This window comes from Streptomyces sp. NPDC107765 (assembly GCF_055657085.1).
The window spans coordinates 310,296-334,731 of sequence record NZ_JBVKBL010000004.1; the positions used below are offsets into that span (position 1 = coordinate 310,296).

A 24,436-nucleotide genomic window follows, 5' to 3' on the forward strand; every position below is an offset into this window, starting at 1 on the left:
GGTCAGCGGCGCTCCGCCTGCCGGCGCGCCACATAGGCGGCGGCCTGGGAGCGGCGCTCCATGCCGAGCTTGGAGAGCAGGCTGGAGACGTAGTTCTTGATGGTCTTCTCGGCGAGGTGGAGCCGTTCCCCGATGGCGCGGTTGGTCAGGCCCTCGCCGATCAGGTCGAGGATCTTGCGCTCCTGCTCGGTCAGGCTCGCCAGCCGGTCGTCCCCCTTGGCGGCGTTGCCGTCGCGCAGCCGCTCCAGCACGCGGGCGGTGGCCACGGGGTCGAGCAGCGACTTGCCGGCGGCCACGTCACGTACGGCGGAGAGCAGTTCGTTCCCCCGGATGGCCTTGAGGACATAACCGGACGCACCGGCCATGATCGCATCGAAGAGCGCCTCGTCGTCCGCGAACGAGGTGAGCATCAGGCACTTGATGTCCGGATTCTGTGAACGGATCTCGCGGCAGACCTCGACCCCGCTGCCGTCCGGCAGCCGGACGTCCAGCACGGCCACGTCGGGACGCGTCGCAGGGATCCTGACCAGGGCATCTGCGGCGGTGCCGGCCTCGCCGACCACCTCGATGTCGGCCTCGACCGCGAGCATTTCGTGGACCCCACGGCGGACGACTTCATGGTCATCGAGCAGAAATACCGTGATTTTTCCGTCTTCGGGCACGGGCCCAGTCTCACACATCAAGTCTTCCCGTGCTCCAGGTCACCGATATAACGTGCCGTTGTCCCGGCGGCCTGCAACGCTGTGACCAGGAGTTGTTCCAGCCTTTGTGATTTTACTTGGAAATCCAAGCAAAATCGCAGGTCAGCGCCGTTTCCACTTCGGCTTTGACAATGGGTAACGTGCAATGAGCAGGCCACTGTCCGGGAGCTTTGTTCCACCCGGATCCGGCCGCGTTCGCACACACCCCGTGCGCCGTATCGGATACCGGGTGAGCCGCAATACGGCCACCGGCGGACCCCGGGGGCCGGACAGACGGAGGAGCAGCACGTGACCGTGGAAGGCACTGCGCAGCGGAAAAACACCCGCGGCAGCAGCAAGCGCACCACCGCCAAAAAGGCGACGCCGGCCAAGAAGGCGTCCCCGGCGAAGGCCCGTACCAACGGCCGGCCCGACGAGGCGGAGCAGGATCAGCTCGTACAACTGCTGACCCCGGAAGGGAAGCGGGTCGAGCACCCGGACTACGCCATCGACCTTTCCCCCGAAGAACTGCGCGGCCTCTACCGCGACATGGTGCTGACGCGGAAGTTCGACGCCGAGGCGACCACCCTCCAGCGCCAGGGCGAGCTGGGCCTGTGGGCCTCGCTGCTGGGCCAGGAGGCGGCCCAGATCGGCTCCGCCCGTGCCCTGCGTGACGACGACTACGTCTTCCCGACGTACCGCGAGCACGGCGTGGCCTGGTGCCGCGGGGTCGACCCGACGAATCTGCTGGGCATGTTCCGCGGCGTCAACAACGGCGGCTGGGACCCGAACAGCAACAACTTCCACCTCTACACCATCGTGATCGGTTCGCAGACGCTGCACGCGACCGGCTATGCGATGGGCGTCCAGAAGGACGGCACGGATTCCGCGGTCATCGCGTATTTCGGTGACGGTGCCTCCAGCCAGGGCGATGTCGCGGAATCCTTCACGTTCTCCGCGGTGTACAACGCCCCCGTCGTGTTCTTCTGCCAGAACAATCAGTGGGCCATTTCCGAACCCACCGAGAAGCAGACCCGGGTGCCGCTCTACCAGCGCGCCCGCGGTTTCGGATTCCCCGGCGTACGGGTCGACGGCAACGACGTGCTGGCCTGTCTCGCGGTGACCAAGGCGGCGCTGGAGCGGGCACGCACCGGCCAGGGCCCGATGCTGATCGAGGCGTTCACGTACCGGATGGGCGCGCACACCACCTCCGACGACCCGACGCGCTACCGCGGGGACGAGGAGCGGGTGGCCTGGGAGGCCAAGGACCCGATCCTGCGGCTGCGGGCGTACCTGGAGGCCGAGGGCCTGGTCGACGACGCGTACCTCGCGACCATCGACGAGGAGAGCGAGGCCCTGGGCAAGCGGGTCCGCGACGCGGTGCGCGCCATGCCGGACCCGGACACCATGGCGATCTTCGAGAATGTCTATGCCGACGGGCACGCGCTCGTCGATGAGGAGCGCGCGCAGTTCGCCGCGTACCAGGCGTCGTTCGTCGATGCCGATGTCCTGGCGGAGGGGAACTGACCATGGCCGTCCACGAGAAGATCACCATCGCCAAGGCGATCAACGCCTCGCTCCGCGCCTCCATGGAGGCCGACCCCAAGGTCCTCGTCATGGGCGAGGACGTCGGCAAGCTCGGCGGCGTCTTCCGGGTCACCGACGGGCTGCAGAAGGACTTCGGCGAGGACCGGGTGATCGACACCCCGCTCGCCGAGTCGGGCATCGTCGGCACCGCGATCGGGCTGGCGCTGCGCGGCTACCGCCCGGTCGTCGAGATCCAGTTCGACGGCTTCGTCTTCCCCGCCTACGACCAGATCGTCACCCAGCTCGCCAAGATGCACGCCCGCGCGCTGGGCAAGATCAAGGTGCCGGTCGTCATCCGCATCCCGTACGCGGGCGGCATCGGTGCGGTCGAGCACCACTCCGAGTCCCCCGAGGCGCTGTTCGCGCACGTCGCGGGCCTCAAGATCGTCACTCCCTCGAACTCCTCCGACGCCTACTGGATGCTCCAGCAGGCCATCGCGGGCGACGACCCGGTCATCTACTTCGAACCCAAGCGGCGCTACCACGACAAGTCGCGGCTGGACACCGAGTCGATCCCGGACCCGCTGCACAAGGCCCGGATCACCCAGAGCGGCTCGGACCTGACGCTGGCTGCCTACGGCCCGATGGTGAAGGTCTGCCTGGACGTTGCCAAGGTCGCGGCCGAGGAGGGCAAGTCGGTCGAGGTCGTCGACCTGCGCTCGCTCTCCCCGATCGACTTCGACACCCTGCAGTCGTCGGTGCAGAAGACCGGGCGCCTGGTCGTCGTCCACGAGGCGCCGGTGTTCTTCGGTGCGGGCGCGGAGATCGCCGCCCGGATCACCGAACGGTGCTTCTACCACCTGGAGGCCCCGGTCCTGCGCGTCGGCGGCTTCCACGCCCCGTACCCGCCCTCCCGGCTGGAGGACGAGTACCTTCCGGGTCTGGACCGGGTGCTCGACGCCGTCGACCGTGCGCTGGCGTACTGAGGGTTTGAGGAGAGTTCGTAACCATGACTACAGGCACCGCCAACGCCCAGCGCTTCCGCGAGTTCAAGATGCCCGACGTGGGCGAGGGGCTCACCGAGGCCGAGATCCTCAAGTGGTACGTCCAGCCCGGTGACACCGTCACCGACGGCCAGGTCGTGTGCGAGGTCGAAACCGCCAAGGCCGCCGTCGAACTGCCCATCCCCTACACCGGGGTGGTGCACGAGCTGCGCTTCGGCGAGGGCGTCACCGTCGACGTCGGCACCGCCATCATCGCGGTGGACACCGACCCGGGCGCGGGACCGGCCGAGGCCCCCACGACCGCGAGCGCGCCGCAGGAGGCCGCACCGGCCGAGGAGGACGCCGAGCCGCAGGGCCGGCAGGCGGTACTGGTCGGCTACGGCGCCGCGCCGTCCTCGACCAAGCGCAGGGCGCGCAAGCCGCAGGCCGGTGTGCCGGCCCAGCCTGAGCCGGTGAAGGCCGCGCTCCAGGCCGAGCTGAACGGACGCCCCGCGGCGCAGCCAGCCGCTCCCGCCGTACCGCAGCCGGGCGCCACGGTGACGCCGGACGCCCGGCCCGTGAGCGCCGGAACCGCCGGGCGGCCGCTGGCCAAGCCGCCGGTGCGCAAGCTCGCCAAGGACCTCGGCATCGACCTGGCGACCATCTCCCCGACCGGGCCGGACGGCATCATCACCCGTGAGGACGTGCACGCGGCCGCCGCCCCGGCGGCGACGCAGGCACCGGTCGTGGAGGCTCCCGCCGCGCCGGCCGCCGCTCCCGCGGTGACCGGTGTCGTGGACGCCGCGGCCCGCGAGCGGCGGGTGCCGGTCAAGGGCGTACGCAAGGCCACCGCGCAGGCCATGGTGGCCAGCGCCTTCACCGCGCCGCACGTCACGGAGTTCATCACCGTCGACGTGACCCGCACGATGAAGCTCGTCCAGGAACTGAAGCAGGACCCGGACATGGCCGGCCTGCGGGTCAACCCGCTGCTGATCGTCGCCAAGGCCCTCCTGGTCGCCCTCAAGCGGCACCCGGAGGTCAACGCGTCCTGGGACGAGGCGAACCAGGAGATCGTCTACAAGGACTATGTGAACCTCGGCATCGCCGCGGCCACCCCGCGCGGGCTGATCGTCCCCAACATCAAGGACGCCGGGTCCAAGACGCTCCCGCAACTCGCCGAGGAACTGGGCGAATTGGTCGCCACCGCCCGCGAGGGCAAGACCTCTCCGGCGGCCATGAGCGGTGGCACCGTCACCATCACCAACGTCGGTGTCTTCGGCGTCGACTCCGGTACGCCGATCCTCAACCCGGGGGAGTCGGCGATCCTCGCCGTCGGTGCGATCAAGCTCCAGCCCTGGGTGCACAAGGGCAAGGTGAAGGCGCGCCAGGTCACCACCCTCGCGCTGTCCTTCGACCACCGTCTCGTCGACGGTGAGCTGGGCTCCAAGCTGCTCGCGGACATCGCGGCGGTGCTGGAGCGGCCGAAGCGGCTGATCACCTGGGGCTGACCCGGGATGCGGGGCCGGTCGGGCAAGGGCGTCGTTTCACGTGAAACGACGCCTGGGGCCGGGGGCGGTGTTTCACGTGAAACACCGCCCCATGCCCACGCCGGGCCGGCCCGCCCTCATGCCCGGGGCGCGCCCGCTGCCGTCCCGTCCGGTGCCGTCGACGAGCAGTTGACCGCCCGGCCCGCGCCCGCGCTCCGGCCGTACGTCAGCTCCTACGCCGCATACCGCCAGGCCGGGGTCCCGCCCGCCCTCCACCGCGGGCTGCCCTCGCCCCGGCTGACCCTGATCTTCACCCTCGACGAACCGCTCACCCTGGCCGGCCACCCGGACCCCGGCCAGGCTCCCGGCAGCTACGCCACCCTCCTCGGCGGATTGCACACCCGTCCCGCGCTGATCACCCATCAGGGCCGCCAGTCCGGCATCCAGCTCGGTCTGCACCCGCTGGGCGCTCGGGCGCTGCTGGGCCTGCCGGCCGGTGAGCTGGCCGGTATCGATCTCCCCGCGGAGACGGTGCTCGGGCCGCGGGGCCGGGACATCGCCGAGCGGTTGCGGGCGGCCGCCGGCTGGCCGGAGCGGTTCGCGCTGCTGGACGCCCATCTGCTGCGGTGGCTGGACCGGAAGCCGGGTGGTGCGGGGCCCGCCCCGGCGCCCGAGGTCGCCCGCGCCTGGCAGCTGCTGACCGCCTCCCGGGGCGCCGTACCGGTCGCGTCGCTCGCCGCCGACACCGGCTGGAGCGCCCGCCATCTGACCTCCCGCTTCCGACACGAAACCGGCCTGACGCCCAAGACCGCCGCCCGCGTCATCCGTTTCGACCGTGCCCGACGACGGCTGGGCGCCGCGGCCCGTACCGGCTCGCCGCCGCTCCTCGCCGAACTGGCCACCGACTGCGGCTACTTCGACCAGGCGCACCTCGCCCGGGAGTTCCGCTCGCTGGCCGGCTGTCCGCCCAGCCGGTGGCTCGCCGAGGAGTTCCGAAACGTCCAAGCCCCGGCGGACGGCCGCGCGAAAGGCTGAGGCCGGCGGCCCACCCGGGGCCGTACCGACCGAGGAGGAACGGCGCTCATGCCGCAGACCACGCCTGGGACCACCGCATCCCCGCACGACTCCGTGACCGCACCCGCGCCCCAGGTGTGGCCGATGCTCCGGGCCCGGGACGCCCGCGCCCTGATCCGGTTCCTGACCGAGGCGTTCGGCTTTGAAGTGTCCGCGGTGTACGGCGACGGGGAGCGGGTCGCGCACGCCGAGCTCTCCTGGCCCGAGGGCGGCGGCATCATGCTCGGTTCCGTCCACGAGGCGGACGACGACCCCTGCGGGCTGCAACCGGGGGCCTTCGGCGCCTACGTGGTCACCGGCCGGCCCGACGCGCTGTGTGCCCGCGCCCGGGCCGCCGGCGCGGAGATCACCGACGAACCGGCCGACACCGACTACGGGTCGCGGGGCTTCAGCGCCCGCGACCCGGAGGGCAACCGCTGGTCCTTCGGCACCTACCGCGGCGCGCCGCAGCCGGTCCGTTCGTAGGGCCGGTCAGCCGCGGATGAGCTCCACGGCCCGGCTGAAGTGGGCCACCGGCCCGGTCGGGCCGGACTCATCGGCGTGTGCGGCGCCGCGGGTCAGCGCGACCCCCGCCCACAGACCGGCGACGATCAATGCCAGTACGACGGTGTTCCGCGCACGACGGCCGGCGTTCGTCCTGGACTGCATGGTCAACTCCCCTTGGAATCCCGGAGCCTCCCCGGCTCCACGCCTCCATTCACCCATGGAATCCGGGCCCCTCCGTACGCGCCAGGTACGGACTCGGGTCAGACCTGAGGTGGACCCGCCGTCCGCCTGTGGTCCCCCTTGCGACCGGGGCCGGGAAAGGGTTTGCCGTCGCCGTCCGGAGCCGCTTACCGTCGGCGGAATGAGCCGCGACATGATCATCCGCCGGTACCGGGACGCTGACCAGGACGTTGTCGTCGATCTTTGGTCGAGGGCCGTGCGCCGGGCGCATCCGTTCATCGAGGGGGAGGGCGAGGGCGAGCGCGCGCGGATCCTCCGCGAGGTGTATCTCGTCCGGGCCGAGAACTGGGTCGCCGAACGGGCGGGCGCGGTCATCGGGCTGCTCGGCCTACTCCCCGGCGGCGAGATCGGCGGGCTGTTCGTCGCGCCGGAGGCCCAAGGCGGCGGCGTGGGGCGGCAGTTGGTGGAACACGCGGCGGCGCGGTACGGCGCGCTGACCCTGGAGGTCTTCGAGGGCAATGCCCGCGCCCGCCGCTTCTACGCGCACCTGGGCTTCACCGAGCGGGGGCGGCGGGTGGACGAGGAGACCGGCCACCCGCTGCTCGTGCTGGAGCGGGCGGCACCGCTGAAGTCGGTGAGCTGGCTGCACGTGCGGGAGGGCCGCCTGCTGAGCGTCCGCACGCGCGGCAACGACACGTTCTACCTCCCCGGCGGGAAGTACGAGCCCGGGGAATCCGCCCCCGAGGCGCTGTCGCGGGAGCTGTCCGAGGAACTCGGCCTCGACGTCCCCGCCGGGACCCTGACGGAGGCGTTCGTCATCCATGACGTCGCGCACGGCAAGAACGGCCGCCGGCTGCACATGACCTGCTTCACCGGCGGGCCGCAGGACATCGTGCCGGTGCCGGGCCGGGAGATCGCCGAGTACGCCTGGTTCGACCGCCGGGAGGCGCGCGAGCGCTGTGCCCCGGCGCATTCCCAGGTCGTGGACCGCCTGGTGGCCCAGGGGCGGATGCCGGGCTGACGTACGGACCCGAGCCGTCCGTCGATCGTCCGCGCTCGTCCGCCTGTCCGCCCCCCGATCGTCCGCATCACGGAATCACGTGTCGGACGCATACCTGTTGTATCTATCCTGTGCGCATGCCCTCAGCGTCCACGCCCACCGCCCCCGCCAGAGAATCCGCCGCCAAACAACCGCCCGCCGCCGAGCGGGTCTACGCACATGTCAAGGACGCCGTACTGCAGCGCCGCTACGAGGGCGGCATGCTGCTCACCGAAGGCGAGCTGGCCGACGCGGTGGGCGTGTCACGGACGCCGGTGCGCGAGGCGCTGCTGCGCCTGGAGGTCGAGGGGCTGCTCAAGCTCTACCCGAAGAAGGGCGCCATGGTGCTGCCGGTCTCCGCACAGGAGATCGCCGACGTGGTCGAGACCCGGCTGCTGGTCGAGAAGCACGCCGCCGCCAAGGCGGTGTCCGCGAGCGAGTCGCTGCTCACCGAGCTGACCGAACTGCTGGACACCATGCGCGAGCAGGCCGCGTCCGGTGACCTGGCCGCCGTGTCCGTCACCGACCGCGCCTTCCACGCCGCCATCGTGCGCAGTGCCGGCAACCAGATCCTGATCCGGCTCTACGAGCAGCTGCGCGACCGCCAGTTGCGGATGGGCGTCGCGGTGATGCACGCCCACCCCGACCGGATCGCCAAGAACATCGCCGAGCACGCCGAGATCCTCGACGCGCTGCGGGCCGGCGACGCGGCCGCCGCCACCGACGTCGTGCACCGGCACGTCAGCTGGGTCCGCAACCTGGCCCAGGGAGACGCGCGATGAGCGGTGGCACCGGCGGACCGGACGGCTCCATAGACGGCGGCTCCGGCCCGGGTCCGGGCTCCGTGGGCGGCGGTTCCGCCCGCTCCGGCTCAGGCGGCGGCGCCCGGCTGCTGCCCGCCGACCCGCCCGGCGGCCCCCGGGCCATGGCGGTCTGGGGCATCGGCGTCGCCGTCTACTTCGTCGCGATCACCTACCGCACGAGCCTGGGCGTGGCCGGGCTGGACGCCGCCGAACGCTTCCACATCAACGCCTCGGCGCTGTCGACCTTCTCCATCCTCCAGCTGCTGGTGTACGCGGGGATGCAGATCCCCGTCGGCCTGCTGGTCGATCGGCTCGGCGCCAAAAAGGTGCTGACCCTCGGCGTCGTCCTCTACACCGCCGGCCAGTTCGGCTTCGCGCTCTCCGCTTCGTACCCCATGGCGCTCGGCTCGCGCGCGCTGCTGGGCTGCGGGGATGCGATGACCTTCATCAGCGTGCTGCGGCTGGGTTCGCGCTGGTTCCCGGCCCGGCGCGGCCCGATGATCGCCCAGATCGCCGCGCTGGTCGGAATGGCCGGCAACCTCATCTCCACCCTCGTCCTCGCCCGCTTCCTGCACACCTTCGGCTGGACCCCGACCTTCGCCGCCAGTGCGGCCGGTGGCATCGTCGTGCTGATCGTGCTGCTGGCCTTCCTCAAGGACCACCCCGAGGGCTTCGAGCCGCCGCCGGCCCCGGCCGGGCACACCGGCACCGGGTTCGTGCGCCGGCAGATCGCGGACGCCTGGCGGGAGCCCGGCACCCGGCTGGGCATGTGGGTGCACTTCACCACCCAGTTCCCGGCCATGGTCTTCCTGCTGCTGTGGGGCCTGCCGTTCCTCGTCGAGGCACAAGGTCTGTCCCGCGGCACCGCCGGCGAACTGCTCACCCTGGTGGTGCTCTCCAACATGGCCGTGGGGCTGGTCTACGGCCAGATCATCGCCCGCCACCACGCCGCCCGTATGCCACTGGCACTGGGCACGGTCGGCGCCACCGCCCTGCTGTGGGCGAGCGTGCTGAGCTGGCCGGCCGACCATGCGCCCATGGGCCTGTTGATCGCACTCTGCGCCGTGCTGGGCGCCTGCGGTCCGGCGTCGATGATCGGCTTCGACTTCGCCCGGCCCGCCAATCCGCCCGAGCGCCAGGGCACCGCCTCCGGCATCGTCAACATGGGCGGCTTCACCGCGTCGATGACGACGCTGCTCGCGATCGGCGTCCTGCTGGACGCGACCGGCGACAACTACCGGATCGCCTTCGCCTCGGTCTTCGTCCTCGAAGCGGTCGGCGTCTCACAGATCCTGCGGCTGCGCCGCCGTGCCGCCCGCCGCGAGCGTGAACGTCTGGTCGTCAGCCGCGTGGAGGCGGTGCACGTTCCGGCCTGAGCGGCGCTGTTTCACGTGAAACGGGGGCCGGCCGACGCGGAGTGGTCCGCCGGCCCGAGTTCACTACGGCGTGACCGCGTGCGCTACGGCGTGACCGCGAAGTTGTCCAGGATCGCCTCGGCCAGCTCCTGGTCACCATCGATCTTGATCTGCTCGGCGACCGCCGCCGGGCGGATGCGGCCGCAGGCCAGCTGGTGGAAGATGTCCCAGTCCAGGGCGAGGGTCACCGTCGGGCCCAGCGAGACGCTGCCGTCGATGGTGGCGTTGCCCTCGTTGTCGATCCGGACCGTACGCAGGAACTCCACCGGGCCGCTGACGTCGAAGACCACCACCGAACCGGCGGGCGCCTGGGCCCTCTTGGAGACGATGCCGGGCAGTACCTTGACCAGCAGATCGCGCGTCACCTGCGCGCCGGGGGAGTCGAGATTGCCGGGCTTACCGAGCGCCCGGCGCAGGTCCTGCTCATGTACCCAGACGTCGAACGCCCGCTGCTGCAGCACGAATTCCAGCGTCCGGTCCTCATCGAGCGGGCTGCGCACCACCGCGTCGGGCTCGCGGGACTCGTTGCGCAGCTGCCGGGAACGGCGGATGACGGTGTATTCGAGCTCGCTGAGCATTTCCGGCGCGGTGTGGTGCCGGCGGACGTCGACCTGCACCTCCATGCGGCGCGCCGACTCACTGCGGACGTGGTAGAGGTCGCGCGGCAGCGTGTGGATCGGCCGTGGGTCGCCCAGCATTTCGCATTCCAGGCCGATGATGTGGGAGACCACATCGCGAACCGACCATCCTGGCAGGCACGTCGCCCGGTTCCACTCGCCTTCGACGAGCGGAGTCACCAGCTCGGTTATCGCTTCTATGGAGTGCGTCCAGGCATCGATGGAGGACTGAAGGCTGGGATGGACGGTCACGGGACCCCTCGGACGGTTCGTACGCGGGCTGCTGTCTGTGCAGTTAAGTTACCGCTGCGCACGGGCACCCCGGCAGTGCTTTCGGGGGACCATCGTAGGACGATGTCCCGCGGCCGCAGCGGGTTCCGGCGCAGGGTTCCGGGCGCCCGCGGCTCAGTCCCCGCCGCGCTCCCGCTCGGCCAGCCGGATCACGCACACCGCGACGGCGATCAGCAGCGCCGGATCCGCGTCGTCCCGTACGACCTTGACGGCATAGGTGTCGCGCACGGTCAGCCAGCGCCGCGAGATGTCGGCGAGCAGTTCGCCCTCGTACTCGACGGCGAACTCCCGGTCCAGGATCTTGCCGCTGACGTCCAGCACGGTGCCGTCCGCCAGCTCCACGCGGTAGTGGTTGCGCAGCAGCGAGAGGCGCTTGCGGCGGATGGTGGCCAGCGGCGCGTCGTCCCGCTCGATCGTCATCGTGTCGCGCAGGGCCAGCATCTTCTTCCGGATGGTGATCAGCACCCGGCCTTCGGCGTCCTTCAGCTCGAAGGTCTCCCGCATCCGGAGCGCCTTGCCGTCCACGAGGAAGGCGTGGCGGCCGTGCTCGTCGTCGATCCAGTAGTCGTCGCCGATGCCGAAGATCCGGTCGCGGACGAGGAAGGTGCCGGAGCGCGGCGGCTGCGCCGCGGGTGAGGGCTGCATGGCTGACCTGTTCCCCGACGCCCCTGCGGAATGCGCACGCACCTGAGTGACGTTGAATGTCCACATGGCTTCACGTGCGCGCGTCCGGGCCCCCGAGCTGACCGGCAAGGGCGGCTGGCTGAACACCGGCAACAAGGATCTGACCCTCTCCGACCTGCGAGGACGCATCGTCGTCCTGGATTTCTGGACGTTCTGCTGTGTGAACTGCCTGCACGTCCTGGACGAGCTGCGGGAGCTGGAGGAGAAGCACCGCGACACGGTCGTGATCATCGGTGTGCACTCCCCGAAGTTCGTGCACGAGGCCGAGCACCAGGCGGTGGTGGACGCCGTCGAGCGGTACGGCGTCGAGCACCCGGTCCTCGACGACCCCGAGCTCGCCACGTGGAAGCAGTACGCGGTCCGCGCCTGGCCGACGCTGGTGGTGATCGACCCCGAGGGGTACGTCGTCGCCCAGCACGCCGGCGAGGGCCATGCGCACGCCATCGCCACGCTCGTCGAGGAGCTGGAGGCGGAGCACGAGGCGAAGGGCACCCTGCGGCGCGGCGACGGCCCGTACGTACCGCCGGAGCCGGTCGCCACCGACCTGCGCTTCCCCGGCAAGGCGGTCCGGCTGCCGGGCGGCAGCTTCCTGGTCTCCGACACCACCCGCCACCAGCTCGTCGAGCTGGCCGAGGACGGCGAGCGGGTGCTGCGCCGGGTCGGCAGCGGTGAGCGCGGCCTGACCCCGGACACCTTCAACGAACCACAGGGCCTGGCCCTGCTGCCCGACGGCAAGGTCGCCGTCGCGGACACCGTCAACCACGCCCTGCGCGTCTTCGACCCCGTCAGCGGCACGCTGGAGACGGTGGCCGGCACCGGCAAGCAGTGGTGGCAGGGCTCCCCGACGTCCGGACCGGCGCGCGAGGTGGCGCTCTCCTCCCCGTGGGACATCGCCTGGTGGCAGGACCGGCTGTGGATCGCGATGGCCGGTGTGCACCAGCTGTGGACGTACGACCCGGCCACCGGCACGGTCGAGGTGGCCGCCGGCACGACGAACGAGGGCTTGGTGGACGGCCCGGCCGCCGAGGCCTGGTTCGCCCAGCCGTCCGGGCTCGCGGCGGCCGCCGACCGGCTGTGGATCGCGGACTCGGAGACCAGCGCGGTCCGCTGGGTCGAGCCCGCGGAGGACGGATACGTCATCCGCACGGCCGTCGGCACCGGCCTCTTCGACTTCGGCCACCGCGACGGCGCCGCCGGGCAGGCGCTGCTCCAGCACCCGCTGGGCGTCACCGCGCTGCCCGACGGCTCGGTCGCGATCGCGGACACCTACAACCACGCCCTGCGCCGCTACGACCCGGCGAGTGGCGAGGTGACGACGCTGGCGACCGATCTGCGTGAGCCGTCCGACGCGGTGCTGGTCGACGACGACATCGTGGTCGTCGAGTCCGCACGGCACCGGCTGACCCGGCTGCGGCTGCCCGAGGAGGCGGTCCGGGTGGAGGCGGTGGCGCACCGCACCCAGCGTGCGGCCACCGAGGTGGCGCCGGGCGCGCTCCGGCTCGATGTGGTCTTCCAGGCCCCGGCGGGCCAGAAGCTCGACACCCGCTACGGCCCGTCGACCCGGCTGCTGGTCAGCGCGACCCCGCCGGAACTGCTCGCCGACGGTGCGGGCGCCGGCACGGACCTCAGCCGGGAGCTGGTGCTCGCGGACGGGGTGACCGAGGGCGTGCTGCACGTCTCGGCGATGGCCGCGTCCTGCGACGACGCCCCGGACATCGAGTACCCCGCCTGCCATGTCCACCAGCAGGACTGGGGCGTTCCGGTGACCGTCACCGAGGACGGCGTGGCCCGGCTCGGGCTGGTGCTGGCGGGACTGGACGCCGCATAGCCGGCGGCGCTCGGGCCCGTTGACGGGGCCCGGGCCGTGCCGGTGGGGCGGCGGAGGTGGTGCCGGATCAGTTCCCGACGCCGGCGACCACTTCGGCCCCGTGGATGCTGCGCGACCAGTTGGTGACCTTGCTCCGGCCGACGGAGATGTGCAGCCGCTTCTCCGCGAAGTTCAGGGTGACCGGGCCGCGGGTGGTGGAGCTCGCGGAGGAACCCATGAAGTCGATGGTCACCGACTTCTGCTCGGTGCCCTTGCTGGCCGGCGTGTTGGTCGGGATGACCGCGTACGCATAGCCCTTGGCGGGCACGTCGATGGTCGCGCCGCCCAGGACACCGGGGTCGCCCGTCCTCAGCGGCAGCGGCGCCTTGGCGTTGTTGAAGCGCAGCTGCGGGCCGTTGTACAGCCGGCAGGTGCTGCTGGTGGTGTTCTTGAACTTCACCGTCACATGACTGTCCGGGCCGGTCTGCTGGGAGAACGTGACCCGGTAGGTGCTGGGCCAGCAGGGGGACACCCGGCGCGACGCCGCTCCGGCTCCCGCGCCTGCCGCGGCCGCACCACCGCCGATGATCTTCCGCTTCTTGCTCTTGGAGGACGAGGAGGAGGTCTTCTTCGACTTCTTCGAGGAGTGGCTGTTGCAGCCGGTCAGCGCGAGCGAACCGGCGAGCCCGAGGGCCAGCGCGGCGTACGCGGCGGAGCGGCGGCGGGAGCGGGGTGCGGTCATGGGTGGAGTCCCCCAGTGGGTCGCTACGGTCAGCGAGGTGCGTCTGTCATGGCATGGCCACGATATCGATTGCGGTTCGATCTTCCAGTGCGGGTTCGCGGCCGCTCCGGCCGGAGCGGCGTCACCGCAGGTCAGCGGGGCCCGGCGGAGTCGCAGTCCGGAAAGGCAGGGTCAGGAGCCCTCCGGACAGGTCGGCAAGGTGGTGTTGTCGAGCTGTTCCGGGCGGATGCGGATCCCGGGCACCCACATCCGTGCGCCGTCGTGATCGACCCGGAACCAGATGCTGCTGTGCCCGCCCGCCTCGTCGGTGACCGTCACACCGTTGGCGATCCGGCACACCGCACGCAGCACGTCGCCGTGCCAGACGTGGGCCGCGATGTTGGAGCGCTGGTAGACCCGGTAGGGGTCACGGGCCAGCCCGAGCGCACAGTTGTCGGTGCGGGGGCGCTGGCAGGCCCGTTCGACGTTGTTGACGGTGATCCGGGCGGACCCGCTGCCCTTGGCCGAGGTCTCGGATCCCTGCACTCCGCCTGCATCCACGCGGTCGGGCGAGGAGCCGTCCGACGTCCGGTCCGGGCCGGTCAGCGCCGGAAGGGCCACCGCGGCACCGGCCAGCACCGCGGCCGTCCCGAGCGCGGCGAGCACCAGCGGCAGCCGACGCCGTCCTGCCTCCTGCTCCGTCCCCTGCTCCACCGGCTTGTCCGTCCCGCCCGCTTCCTGTGCGAGGTCAGGGCCTGAGTGCGCTGCCTCCTGGGCCCGGTGCAGCAGATCGACGAGCGCGGGCAGCCGGTCCTCGGCGGTGAAGGAGAGCTTGCACCACTGCACCAGCAGCCGTTCATCGGGCAGCCCCTGGCCCCGCAAATAGCGTGAGAGGGACGAGCGGCTCGCCGGTAACCGGCCCTCCACCTCTTTGAGGCTGTAGCCGAGTTCACGATGCATACGGCGTAGAGCGGTGGCGAACTCACGGGCGGGGCCGGAGAGATCGTCGGGAAGAGGGGCCAGTGGCTTACGTCGGGGATGAGCGGCGTGGTTCTCATTGCCAGGCACATCCCGCATTCCAGCACAGGGGACATGCGCGCGCGAGGGGCACTTCCGCTCCCCTGTGACGGAAGTGCCCCTCGTTACACGATCCGGATCGGACCCGGATCAGCTGGTGACGTTTCACGTGAAACGGACCGAGCGTCAGCGCCTCGCACCAGCCCCCTCGTTTCACGTGAAACAGCGACGCGAGGTCGTACGGTGCGTCAGTCGCCGAACATCACCGGACGGTAGGGCGTGAACTCCGCGTCCCCGCCCGGCAGGCCATAGGTCAGCGTCCGGTGGTCGGTGCCGTGGCCGCCGCGCTGCTCGTAGGCCGTGTACGAGGAGTGTGCGTCGTTGTTCCACTTCTCGAAGATCACGACGTGCCGGTTGTCGTTGTCCCCGGACGCATCGATGAGCAGGTCACCGGGCTTGAGTTCGCCGAGCGAAATCGGCCGGGTGATACCGCGGTTGGTGGCCAGCCCCACGGTGTTGGTGCCCGGCGTCGGCAGCCCGAGCGCCATGGACGCATAGCCCGAGCAGTCCTGGCGGTAGCCGTCCTTCCAGACCTGGGCCTGGCTGTACGGGACCTGGGCGCCGTTGTCGGCGGTGAGCCAGATGGCGGCCCGGTTCAGCATCTCCTGGCGGGAGCCGCCGGGCTGCGGCCGGCCGCCATCGCCGTGGACCGGCACGCCCGGCAGCCGGTCCTGCGGAACGTCCACCGCGACCACCGTGAGGAAGCCGCTGACCGGTCCCGTGAGGTGGGCCATGTACGTCGAGCAGGCGCTGCCCTGGCACACCCGGTGCCCGGTGTCGACCTGGTGGTCGGCGGTGATCCGGTCCTGGCCCGCGGCGGTCTTGTTGATCATGCCGACGGCGGCGGAATTGATGTCGGGGCCGGCGTGCACCACCCATCGCGTCCCCCAGGTGGGAAAGTCCACGGCGGCCGTCGCCTGCCGGCCGTCGGCCGCCGCCTGCCGTATGCCGCTGGCGGCCGCAGGGCCGGGCTCGCTGCCGTGGGCCGGCACCGCGAGTCCGGCGACGCCGATTCCCGCGGCGACCACCGCGGGCAGCACCTTCCGCAGCTCGGCCCTGCCACCGCTGCGTGCGTGCTCCTCCATGCCGATTCCCCTCCGTAGGCGGCCGGTCGGCCGGATGGCCGGCGCCGGTCGGTGAGCCGCCGGGTGGTCCCGCCGCGGCGACGGTGAACATCGTGGGACGGCGGAAGGGGGCCGACCCGGTGTTCGGTGTCCCCTGAGACATCTCCGCCGCGTGCACGGGGGTGACCTGCGGAGATGCCGGCCGGATGGGACGTGACGGGCCCCTGCGTGAGACACGACGGGACAAAGAGAAGGGCGCCCGCTGGGGGATGCGGGCGCCCTCGTTCAAGGGGGGCGGTGGCGTGGTGCCTTACCAGGCAGTGGCGTCGCCCGCGTCCGACTGCCAGTACGTCACCCACGCGCTGTCGTCGACGTACACCGCGCCGCCCGGCAGCACCACCTTCGCCGAGCCGCCGACGCTGCCCTTGCCGTCACGGCCCGGCAGGCTGACGGACAGCGCGGTCCGCCGGCCGCCGTTGCGGCCGGAACCGTCGGCCGCGGAGGTCAGCACACCGGCGTAACCCGACTCCCCGGGCGCGAGGGTGACCACCGCCTGCGGCCTGCTCTCCGGCAGGTCGGCGAGCGGCGACTGGGCGTCGTCGAAGCGCAGTTTGGGAGCGTAGTAGAGGTCGCAGGTGGCGCCGGAGGTGTTGGTGGCCACCAGCAGCAGGTGGTTGACCGGCCGCTGCAGCGGCTTGGCGACGATCCGGATCGCTGCGGCGTCACAGGCGGAGTGCCGGACGCCCGGGGTGCCGTGCCCGGCGGTCCCGCCGGCAGGACGAGCGTCGGTGCCGCCGGCCGCGCCGGGTACGGCGCGCCGTGCGGAGGCCTGCTCCGCCGCGCCGCCGTCGGGCCGGGCCCCGCTCCCCGCCGCACCGGCCTGCTTCTCCGGCAGCTTGCGGGCCGCCCGGGCCGCCGGGTCCTGGACGCCCGGCGCCGCGGGGTGGAACGGCTTGGCCGCGCTGGTCTGGAGCGGGTTGTCCTGGCCGCCGCAGGCGGTGAGGGTGAGCGCGGCCGCCGCGGTCAGACCGGCGGCGGCGATCCGCAGCGTGCCGCGACGGGCGGTACGGGCGGTGCGAGGGCTGCTGGTGCGGTCCTGACGCTGCGGCATTGCGGTCTCCCCCGGGTCGGTCGGTCGATGCCCTCAGGTTGCCGCCCGCCGCTGCCGTGCCACTAACGCGCGCCTAACGTCCGTGCCCGCCGACGCTTTCGACGCCTCACGTCCTCGCCGTCCCCCGCGCCGCTACGCCCCGCCCGCGCCGCTTCCCCCGCCCTCGCCGCGCTCGTCCCGGGCGAACAACTGCGTCAGCGTGCTGATCGTGTAGACATCGGTGGCCTCCTCGTCCACCAGATGCATTTCGGCGAGCCGGTCCAGGCCGTCCTGGGTGCGCTCCGGGTCGTAACCGGCCAGCGCCGCCGCCACCGCCGCGTTGAGGTGCCCGTCCGCACTGGTCGCCAGCGCCGACAGCAGCCGGGCGTCGTCCGCGGACAGCCGGGCGACGGACATCCGCAGCGCCGCCGCGATCCCGGTGTCCTCCGCCGACAGCAGCGCCAGCCGCCGCTGTTCGTCGCGCAGGGCGGCCGCGAGCCGGGCCAGCCGCCAGCGCGGCCGGGCGGTCAGCTGGGCGGCCGCGGCCCGCAGCGCCAGCGGCAGCCCGTCGCACAGGTCGACCAGTTCGCGCGCGGCGGCCGGGTCCTCGGCCACCCGCTCCGGCCCGAGCATGGCGCCGAGCAGCGCCGCGCCCTCTTCGTGGCCGAGCGCCTGGAGACCCACCGGCCGGGCGCAGTCGGTGGCGACCAGGCCGTCGAGCCGGCTGCGGCTGGTGACGACCGTGGCGCAGTGCGGCCCGCCGGGCAGCAGCGGCCGTACCTGTGCCGAACTGCGGGCGTTGTCGAGGACGACCAGCAGCCGGCGCTCGGCGACCAGCGAACGGAACAGTGCGGAGGCGGCCTGCGCCGAGCCGGGGACCTGCTCCTGAGGGGTGCCGAGCGCGAGCAGGAAGTCGCGCAGGATCTCGGCCGGCGCCGCCTCGTCGCCCTCGCCGAAACCGCGGAGGTCGGCGAAGAGCTGGCCGTCGGGAAAGGCGTCGGCGTGCAGATGTGCCCACTGCACGGCACAGGCGGTCTTGCCGACGCCGACCGGTCCGGCGACCACCGCGAGCGGGCTCTCACCGGTCGTACGGTCCATCAACGCGTCGGTCAGGGCCGCGAGTTGGGGCTCCCGGCCCAGGAAGCGGGCCGGCGGCCGGGGCAGCAGCCGCGGCGCGGCACCGGTCCGCTCGGCCCCGGCACCCGTACCGCCCGATACGGGACCGAAGGGCGGAGCGGCGGAAAGCACACCCTGGGGTCCCGGGCCGTCGGCCCCCGAACCCGCTGGGCTCCCCGGAACGGGTCCCCGGCCGCCGTTCGTGAGCTGCGCCGCCTCCCGGTCGCCGTCCGTCGCCGGCTTCGTCGCGCTCCCGCGCCCGCTGTCCGCCGCCTCGGCGCGCAGGATCTCCTCGTACGCGCTGCGCAGCCGCTCGCCGGGGTCGACGCCCAGTTCCTCGTTGAGCAGCCGGCGGGTGCGGTGGAACCACTCCAGCGCATCGGACTGCCGCCCGGTGCGGAACAGCGCCCGCATCAGCCCGGCGATCAGCCCTTCCCGCAACGGGTGGTTGGCGGCCGCGGAGTAGAGGATCGCCACCGCCTGGTCGTGCTCGCCGAGTGCGCCGTGTGCCCGGCCCAGCGCCTCCACGGCCGCCAGCCGGCGCTCCTCCAGCGCATGCGCCGCGGCCGCGAACGGCGGGCTGGTGACCGTGCCGGTCAGCGCCGGCCCGCGCCACAGGCCCAGCGCCTCGCGCAGCAGCGCCACCGCGTCGGCCGGGGCCGCCTCGGGACGGGCCAGCGTCACCAGCTCGCTGAACCGGTGGGCGTCGATCAGCTCCTCCGGCAGCCGCAGCAGATAGGCCGAGCCGTGGGTGGCCAGCTCGATGCCGTACGCATCGGCGCCGCCCTCGGCGAGCGTGGCGCGCAGCCGGGAGACGTGCCCCTGGACGACCGTGCGCGCATGCTCGGGCGGCTCGTCCTCCCACAGGGAGTCGATCAACTGCTCCAGCGGAACAGTGGTGTTGGGCTGCAGCAACAGCAGCGCCAGCACACTGCGCCGTTTTGCGGGGCCGAGCGGCAGCTCCCGGGAGCCGGCCGTCACGGCGATCGGGCCGAGCAGCGAGAAGTCCAACTCAGCCCTCCAGGAAGGCCGTCAGGGCGTTCGCGAGCAGGTAAGGGTCCTCGGCGCCGCACAGTTCGCGGGCCGAGTGCATGGACAGGATCGCCACGCCGATGTCGACGGTCGCGATGCCGTGCCGGGCCGCGGTGATCGGCCCGATGGTGGTCCCGCACGGCATCGAGTTGTTGGAGACGAAGCTCTGCCAGGGTACTCCGGCGCGCTCGCAGGCCGCCGCGAAGACGGCCCGCCCGCTGCCGTCCGTGGCGTAGCGCTGGTTGACGTTCACCTTGAGGATCGGACCGCCGTTGGGCATCGGCTGGTGTCCCGGCTCGTGCCGCTCGCTGTAGTTGGGGTGGACGGCGTGCCCGGTGTCGGACGACAGGCAGATGGTGCCGGCGAAGGCCCGCGCCCGGTCCTCGTACGAGCCGCCGCGGGCGAACACCGAGCGCTCCAGGACCGTGCCGAGCAGCGGACCGTCGGCGCCGGTGTCGGACTGGCTGCCGTTCTCCTCGTGGTCGAAGGCGGCCAGCACCGGGATGCTGGTCAGCGCGGAGCCCTGGGCGGCGGCCGCGGTGAGCGCGGCCGTACCGGCGTGCACGGACAGCAGGTTGTCCATCCGCGGCCCGGCGACCAGTTCGCGGTCGCGGCCCAGATATGCCGGTGGCTCGATGCTGTGCACCATCAGGTCCCAGCCCTTGATGTCCCCGGCCGGGACGCCGATCTCCTCGGCGACGAAGGCGATCAGATCGCCCTCGGCCACCTCGCCCAGGCCCCAGATGGGCGTCATGTGCCGCTGCTTGTCGAGCTTGAGGCCCTCGGCGTTGACCGAACGGTCGAGGTGCACGGCGAGCTGCGGCACCCGCAGCAGCGCCCGGTCCACGTGCACGAGCCGGTGCTCCCCGCCGTCGAGCGTCACCCGTCCGCTCAGGCCGAGATCGCGGTCGAGCCAGGTGTTGAGCAGGGTGCCGCCGTAGATCTCCACGGCGACCTGCCGCCAGCCGCGGGCGCCGGTGTCCGGAATCGGTTTGACCCGCAGATTGGGAGAGTCGGTGTGAGCCCCGACAATTCGGTACGGACTCGCCGCGTTCGCGCCCTCGGGGACGTACCAGGCGATGATCGCGCCGCCGCGCAGCACGTACCGTCCGCCGCTCTCGCCGTCCCAGGCGTCGGTCTCCGCGACCTGCCGGAAACCTGCCTTTTCCAGCCGTTCCGCCGCATTGGCGACCGCGTGGTACGGCGACGGACTGGCGGCGAGGAAGGACATCAGGTCGTCGGTGTGGCCGCGATCGAAGCGGGCGGAGTTGGTCATGGATTCAGCATAAGGAGCCGGGCCCCGCATTCCCCGTGCGCGTGCGGAGTGACTCCGCTCCCTTCCGGCCACGATGTCTGCATTCCAGAGCGAGAACCCCACTGGAACGAACGATTCCGCTCTGGTGGGCGGGTGGGTCGGACCAAGAATGACGAAGCCCGCCTCCCCGGGGGAAGGGAGGCGGGCACCGTCAGTCTGGACTGCCTCTATGAGAGAGCTCTAAGAACGCCGGGACAGCGGCCCTCAGGAAGGCCGCGCGCCGGGGCAGCGGACCCTGCCCCGGAACGCGGACCTGCCGTTCCCTGCGCGTTCTTTAGAACGCGGCCTCGTCGAGCTCCATCAGGGACTGGTCGACGGACTCGGCGAGGGAGCGCTGGACGGAGACGCCCGGCAGGATGTTGTGCGCGAAGAACTTCGCCGCGGCGATCTTGCCGGTGTAGAACGGCTTGTCCTTCGCCGAGGCGCCGGCCAGCTTCTCCGCGGCCACCGCCGCGCCCTTGAGGAGGAGGTAGCCGACGACGACGTCGCCGGAGGCCATCAGCAGGCGGGTGGTGTTGAGGCCGACCTTGTAGATGGACTTGACGTCCTGCTCGGTCGCGGCGAGGTCGGTCAGCATGGCGCCGACGATCGCCTCCAGGTCGGCGGCGGCCTTGGCCAGCTCGCCGCGGGCCTGCGCCAGCTCCTCACCGCCGGTGTTGTCGGCGAGGAACTTCTTGATCTCCTCGGACAGCACGGTCAGCGCCTGGCCCTGGTCCCGGACGATCTTCCGGAAGAAGAAGTCCTGGCCCTGGATCGCGGTGGTGCCCTCGTAGAGGGTGTCGATCTTGGCGTCGCGGATGTACTGCTCGATCGGGTACTCCTGGAGGTACCCGGAGCCACCGAAGATCTGCAGCGACTGCGCCAGCTGCTCGTAGGACCGCTCCGAGCCGTAGCCCTTGACGATCGGCAGCAGCAGGTCGTTGAGGCGGTTCGCGGCGCTGGCGTCCTCGCCCGCGGCCTCCTTGGCGATGATCTCGTCCTGGACCGTGGCGGTGTAGAGCACCAGGGCGCGCATGCCCTCGGCGTACGCCTTCTGCGTCATCAGGGAGCGGCGCACGTCGGGGTGGTGGGTGATGGTGACGCGCGGCGCGGTCTTGTCGGTGAAGGCCGCCAGGTCCGGACCCTGCACGCGCTCCTTGGCGTACTCCAGGGCGTTGAGGTAGCCGGTGGAGAGGGTGGCGATGGCCTTCGTGCCGACCATCATCCGGGCGAACTCGATGATCTTGAACATCTGGCGGATGCCGTCGTGCTTCTCGCCGAGCAGCCAGCCCTTGGCGGGGTGGTTGGCGCCGAACGTCATCTCGCAGGTGTTGGAGGCCTTCAGGCCCATCTTGTGCTCGACGTTCGTGGCGTAGACGCCGTTGCGCTCGCCCAGCTCGCCGGTCTCCCAGTCGAAGTCGTACTTCGGCACGATGAACAGCGACAGGCCCTTGGTGCCCGGGCCGTGGCCCTCGGGGCGGGCGAGGACGAAGTGCACGATGTTCTCGGACATGTCGTGCTCACCGGACGTGATGAAGCGCTTGACGCCCTCGATGTGCCAGGAGCCGTCCTCCTGCTGGGTGGCCTTGGTGCGGCCGGCACCGACGTCCGAACCGGCGTCCGGCTCGGTCAGCACCATGGTCGAGCCCCACTGCTTCTCGACCATCAGCTGGGCTATGCGGTGCTGCTCCTCGGTGCCCTCCTCGTGGAGGACGCCGGCGAAGGCGGGGCCGGAGGCGTACATCCACACGGCCGGGTTGGCGCCCAGGATGCTCTCGGCGAAGGCCCACAGCAGGGAGCGCGGCGCGGTGGTGCCGCCGATCTCCTCCGGGATGCCCAGCCGCCACCACTCGGCGTCCATGAACGCCTGGTAGCTCTTCTTGAACGAGTCGGGGACCGGCGCGGTGTTGGTGTCCGGGTCGAAGACCGGGGGGTTGCGGTCGGTGTCGGCGAACGACTCGGCGAGCTCGTTCTCGGACAGCCGGGCGATCTCGGACAGCACGCTCTTGGCGGTGTCGACGTCCATCTCCGCGAACGGTCCGGTGCCGTACACGCGGTCACGGCCCAGCACCTCGAAGAGGTTGAACTCGATGTCGCGGAGATTCGACTTGTAGTGGCCCATGGGTACGGCTCCGTAAGGGTTCGGGAGAGGACCCCAAGGGTGGGACCTCAGACGCAATACCGGCTAGTAGCTAGCATGATGCTACCCACGGGTAATAAGAATCAACCCCTTCCGCCCATCTGTGACGAGCGTCCCCCGGTGATGCGCCGACTCAGTACTCTGGGGCGCATGTACGGCTACGACCAGAACGCGGGTGCCGGGCAGCAGTACGGCGCGCCTCCGCCACCGCCGCAGCAGCCGGCCCCCGGGGGCTACGGCGAACAGCCGCTCTACCCCGAGCCGTCCCCGCCCTCGCTCGCCGACGCGGTGCGCGCCTTCACCACCGGCTCGATGTCGGCCGAGGACTTCCAGGGCATCTTCTCGACGTCCAAGGTGTACTGCCCGCGCGGTGACAACCCCGGCTTCCTGGCGCTGCACAACACCCAGCAGCCGGTGATCCCGATGTTCACCTCGCTCAAGGAGCTGCGGCGGTACGCGGGCAAGGAGTCCAAGTACTTCGTGATCACCGGTGCGGAGGTGCTCGACCTGCTGCCGACCGGCTACGGCTTCGTCCTCGACATGGAGGGCGACCACCGGATGGTCTTCGACGCCAAGGCCGTGGAGCAGATGGTCGACTTCGCGATGCGGCGGATGTACGGCTAGGCACCCTTGCCCCGCAGGCGGCTGAGCGCCCCGCGGAGACCCCGGCGTTCTTCAACGGCCGGCCGACATTGTTCGGCCGGCCGTCTGCTTTGGTCCGGTGACCTGCGGAAACGCCCGGGGGAATGCCGACGCCTTGCAGGTTGTTCAGCATTCAACTAAGTTTGGTGAGCGACCGAGGAGGCCGTCATGCCCGCTGTGACCGTAGAGAACCCGCTGACCCTGCCCCGCGTGGCGGCACCCGCCGCGGCGCAGACCCGTCCCGTGCTGGGCGTCGCCACCGCGCCGAGCGGATTCGAGGGCGAGGGCTTCCCGGTGCGCCGGGCCTTCGCCGGCATCGACTACAAGCACCTCGACCCGTTCATCATGATGGATCAGATGGGCGAGGTGGAGTACGCGCCCGGAGAGCCCAAGGGCACGCCCTGGCACCCGCACCGCGGCTTCGAGACCGTCACGTACCTGATCGACGGCACGTTCGTGCACCGTGACTCGCACGGCGGCGGCGGGGTCATCAACGGTGGTGACACACAGTGGATGACGGCGGGCTCCGGCCTGCTGCACATCGAGGCGCCGCCGGAGTCGCTGGTCATGTCCGGCGGTCTCTTCCACGGCCTCCAGCTGTGGGTGAACCTGCCGAAGAGCGACAAGATGATGGCCCCCCGCTACCAGGACATCGGCGGCGGCCAGGTCAAGCTGCTGACCTCCGCCGACGGCGGGGCGCTGCTGCGCCTGATCGCCGGCGACATCGACGGCCACCACGGCCCGGGCATCACGCACACGCCGATCACGATGATGCATGTGTCGGTGAACCCCGGCGCCGAGCTGACCCTCCCGTGGCGCAAGGATTTCAACGCCCTCGCCTACGCCCTGGCCGGCCGCGGCACCGCCGGCGCGGAGGGACGCCCGTTCCGCATGGGCCAGACGGTGGTGTTCGGAGCCGGCGACTCGCTCACGATCCGGGCGGACGAGACCCAGGAGTCGCGCAGCCCCAACCTCGAGGTGGTGCTGCTGGGTGGGCTGCCGATCCGCGAGCCGATGATGCACTACGGCCCGTTCGTGATGAACACCCATGCCGAACTGGCCCAGGCCTTCGAGGACTTCCAGGCCGGCCGACTCGGCACGATCCCCGCCGGGGAGCACTGACCCGGCGTCGGACCTCGTGACGAGGGGCGGTGTTTCACGTGAAACGCCTCGTTTCACGTGAAACA

General features: G+C 71.5%; 22 protein-coding genes. 11 read left to right on the forward strand and 11 right to left on the reverse strand.

Features of this window, described 5'->3' with window-relative positions:
• Positions 1–2 precede the first annotated feature (2 nt).
• The gene (locus ACZ7MX_RS13000; RefSeq protein ID WP_472131600.1) at positions 3–662 is read right to left on the reverse strand and encodes a response regulator; all 660 of its coding nucleotides are present in this window, start codon (positions 660–662) and stop codon (positions 3–5) included.
• 327 nt (positions 663–989) lie between these two features.
• On the opposite strand from ACZ7MX_RS13000, the gene pdhA reads away from it, so the two are divergent.
• The 5 genes from pdhA to ACZ7MX_RS13025 all read left to right on the forward strand — a co-directional run bounded on the left by pdhA (position 990) and on the right by ACZ7MX_RS13025 (position 6,216).
• On the forward strand, positions 990–2,207 hold the full coding sequence (pdhA, locus tag ACZ7MX_RS13005; protein WP_472131601.1) for a pyruvate dehydrogenase (acetyl-transferring) E1 component subunit alpha: 1,218 nt from the start codon (positions 990–992) through the stop codon (positions 2,205–2,207).
• Positions 2,208–2,209: 2 nt separating this feature from the next.
• A complete protein-coding gene (locus tag ACZ7MX_RS13010) occupies positions 2,210–3,193 on the forward strand; it encodes an alpha-ketoacid dehydrogenase subunit beta (protein ID WP_030411526.1) in 984 nt (327 codons plus the stop codon).
• Between the two features lie 23 nt (positions 3,194–3,216).
• Entirely contained in the window at positions 3,217–4,698 is a 1,482-nt protein-coding gene (locus tag ACZ7MX_RS13015; protein ID WP_472131602.1) for a dihydrolipoamide acetyltransferase family protein, read from the forward strand.
• 168 nt (positions 4,699–4,866) lie between these two features.
• Positions 4,867–5,712, forward strand: coding sequence for a helix-turn-helix domain-containing protein (locus ACZ7MX_RS13020; RefSeq protein WP_472131603.1), 846 nt, complete (start codon positions 4,867–4,869; stop codon positions 5,710–5,712).
• 48 nt (positions 5,713–5,760) lie between these two features.
• Positions 5,761–6,216 carry a VOC family protein gene (locus ACZ7MX_RS13025; protein WP_472131604.1) on the forward strand — a complete coding sequence of 152 codons (456 nt, stop codon included), beginning with the start codon at positions 5,761–5,763 and terminating at the stop codon, positions 6,214–6,216.
• Positions 6,217–6,222: 6 nt separating this feature from the next.
• On the opposite strand, the gene ACZ7MX_RS13030 is transcribed toward ACZ7MX_RS13025, so the two are convergent.
• Positions 6,223–6,399, reverse strand: coding sequence for a hypothetical protein (locus ACZ7MX_RS13030; protein ID WP_261956762.1), 177 nt, complete (start codon positions 6,397–6,399; stop codon positions 6,223–6,225).
• 199 nt (positions 6,400–6,598) lie between these two features.
• Between ACZ7MX_RS13030 and ACZ7MX_RS13035 the strand changes: the two genes are divergently transcribed.
• The 3 genes from ACZ7MX_RS13035 (at position 6,599) to ACZ7MX_RS13045 (ending at position 9,635) form a co-directional block, all read left to right on the forward strand.
• Entirely contained in the window at positions 6,599–7,438 is an 840-nt protein-coding gene (locus ACZ7MX_RS13035) for a GNAT family N-acetyltransferase (RefSeq protein WP_472131605.1), read from the forward strand.
• Positions 7,439–7,554: 116 nt separating this feature from the next.
• Positions 7,555–8,238, forward strand: coding sequence for a GntR family transcriptional regulator (locus tag ACZ7MX_RS13040; protein WP_472131606.1), 684 nt, complete (start codon positions 7,555–7,557; stop codon positions 8,236–8,238).
• Between the two features lie 143 nt (positions 8,239–8,381).
• Positions 8,382–9,635 (forward strand): MFS transporter, encoded by a 1,254-nt coding sequence (locus tag ACZ7MX_RS13045; RefSeq protein WP_472131807.1) that lies wholly within the window; start codon positions 8,382–8,384, stop codon positions 9,633–9,635.
• Positions 9,636–9,718: 83 nt separating this feature from the next.
• Here the strand turns inward: ACZ7MX_RS13045 and ACZ7MX_RS13050 are convergent, their stop codons facing one another.
• Together ACZ7MX_RS13050 and ACZ7MX_RS13055 are read right to left on the reverse strand one after the other, a co-directional pair.
• Positions 9,719–10,543: a maleylpyruvate isomerase family mycothiol-dependent enzyme gene (locus ACZ7MX_RS13050; protein ID WP_472131607.1), complete on the reverse strand. Its 825-nt coding sequence runs from the start codon at positions 10,541–10,543 to the stop codon at positions 9,719–9,721.
• A gap of 153 nt (positions 10,544–10,696) precedes the next feature.
• On the reverse strand, positions 10,697–11,227 hold the full coding sequence (locus tag ACZ7MX_RS13055) for an LURP-one-related/scramblase family protein (protein ID WP_393562653.1): 531 nt from the start codon (positions 11,225–11,227) through the stop codon (positions 10,697–10,699).
• A gap of 64 nt (positions 11,228–11,291) precedes the next feature.
• On the opposite strand from ACZ7MX_RS13055, the gene ACZ7MX_RS13060 reads away from it, so the two are divergent.
• Positions 11,292–13,094 (forward strand): NHL domain-containing thioredoxin family protein, encoded by a 1,803-nt coding sequence (locus ACZ7MX_RS13060; RefSeq protein ID WP_472131608.1) that lies wholly within the window; start codon positions 11,292–11,294, stop codon positions 13,092–13,094.
• Between the two features lie 67 nt (positions 13,095–13,161).
• Here ACZ7MX_RS13060 and ACZ7MX_RS13065 read toward each other — a convergent pair whose 3' ends face one another.
• From ACZ7MX_RS13065 to ACZ7MX_RS13095, 7 genes are all read right to left on the reverse strand, one after another.
• Positions 13,162–13,815 carry a DUF4232 domain-containing protein gene (locus ACZ7MX_RS13065; protein WP_472131609.1) on the reverse strand — a complete coding sequence of 218 codons (654 nt, stop codon included), beginning with the start codon at positions 13,813–13,815 and terminating at the stop codon, positions 13,162–13,164.
• A gap of 171 nt (positions 13,816–13,986) precedes the next feature.
• Positions 13,987–14,871 carry a helix-turn-helix domain-containing protein gene (locus ACZ7MX_RS13070; RefSeq protein ID WP_472131610.1) on the reverse strand — a complete coding sequence of 295 codons (885 nt, stop codon included), beginning with the start codon at positions 14,869–14,871 and terminating at the stop codon, positions 13,987–13,989.
• 188 nt (positions 14,872–15,059) lie between these two features.
• A complete protein-coding gene (locus ACZ7MX_RS13075; RefSeq protein ID WP_472131611.1) occupies positions 15,060–15,956 on the reverse strand; it encodes an NlpC/P60 family protein in 897 nt (298 codons plus the stop codon).
• A gap of 289 nt (positions 15,957–16,245) precedes the next feature.
• On the reverse strand, positions 16,246–17,046 hold the full coding sequence (locus ACZ7MX_RS13080) for a DUF4232 domain-containing protein (RefSeq protein ID WP_472131612.1): 801 nt from the start codon (positions 17,044–17,046) through the stop codon (positions 16,246–16,248).
• A 132-nt stretch (positions 17,047–17,178) separates the two neighbouring features.
• On the reverse strand, positions 17,179–19,152 hold the full coding sequence (locus ACZ7MX_RS13085) for an AfsR/SARP family transcriptional regulator (protein WP_472131613.1): 1,974 nt from the start codon (positions 19,150–19,152) through the stop codon (positions 17,179–17,181).
• Between the two features lies 1 nt (position 19,153).
• Positions 19,154–20,449, reverse strand: a complete 1,296-nt coding sequence (locus ACZ7MX_RS13090; RefSeq protein ID WP_472131614.1) for a M18 family aminopeptidase — start codon at positions 20,447–20,449, stop codon at positions 19,154–19,156.
• 313 nt (positions 20,450–20,762) lie between these two features.
• Positions 20,763–22,589 carry an acyl-CoA dehydrogenase gene (locus ACZ7MX_RS13095; RefSeq protein WP_472131615.1) on the reverse strand — a complete coding sequence of 609 codons (1,827 nt, stop codon included), beginning with the start codon at positions 22,587–22,589 and terminating at the stop codon, positions 20,763–20,765.
• Between the two features lie 168 nt (positions 22,590–22,757).
• Here ACZ7MX_RS13095 and ACZ7MX_RS13100 point away from each other — a divergent pair, with 168 nt between their 5' ends.
• Together ACZ7MX_RS13100 and ACZ7MX_RS13105 are read left to right on the forward strand one after the other, a co-directional pair.
• The gene (locus ACZ7MX_RS13100; protein WP_030411509.1) at positions 22,758–23,231 is read left to right on the forward strand and encodes an SseB family protein; all 474 of its coding nucleotides are present in this window, start codon (positions 22,758–22,760) and stop codon (positions 23,229–23,231) included.
• Between the two features lie 186 nt (positions 23,232–23,417).
• The gene (locus tag ACZ7MX_RS13105; protein ID WP_472131616.1) at positions 23,418–24,371 is read left to right on the forward strand and encodes a pirin family protein; all 954 of its coding nucleotides are present in this window, start codon (positions 23,418–23,420) and stop codon (positions 24,369–24,371) included.
• Positions 24,372–24,436 lie beyond the last annotated feature (65 nt).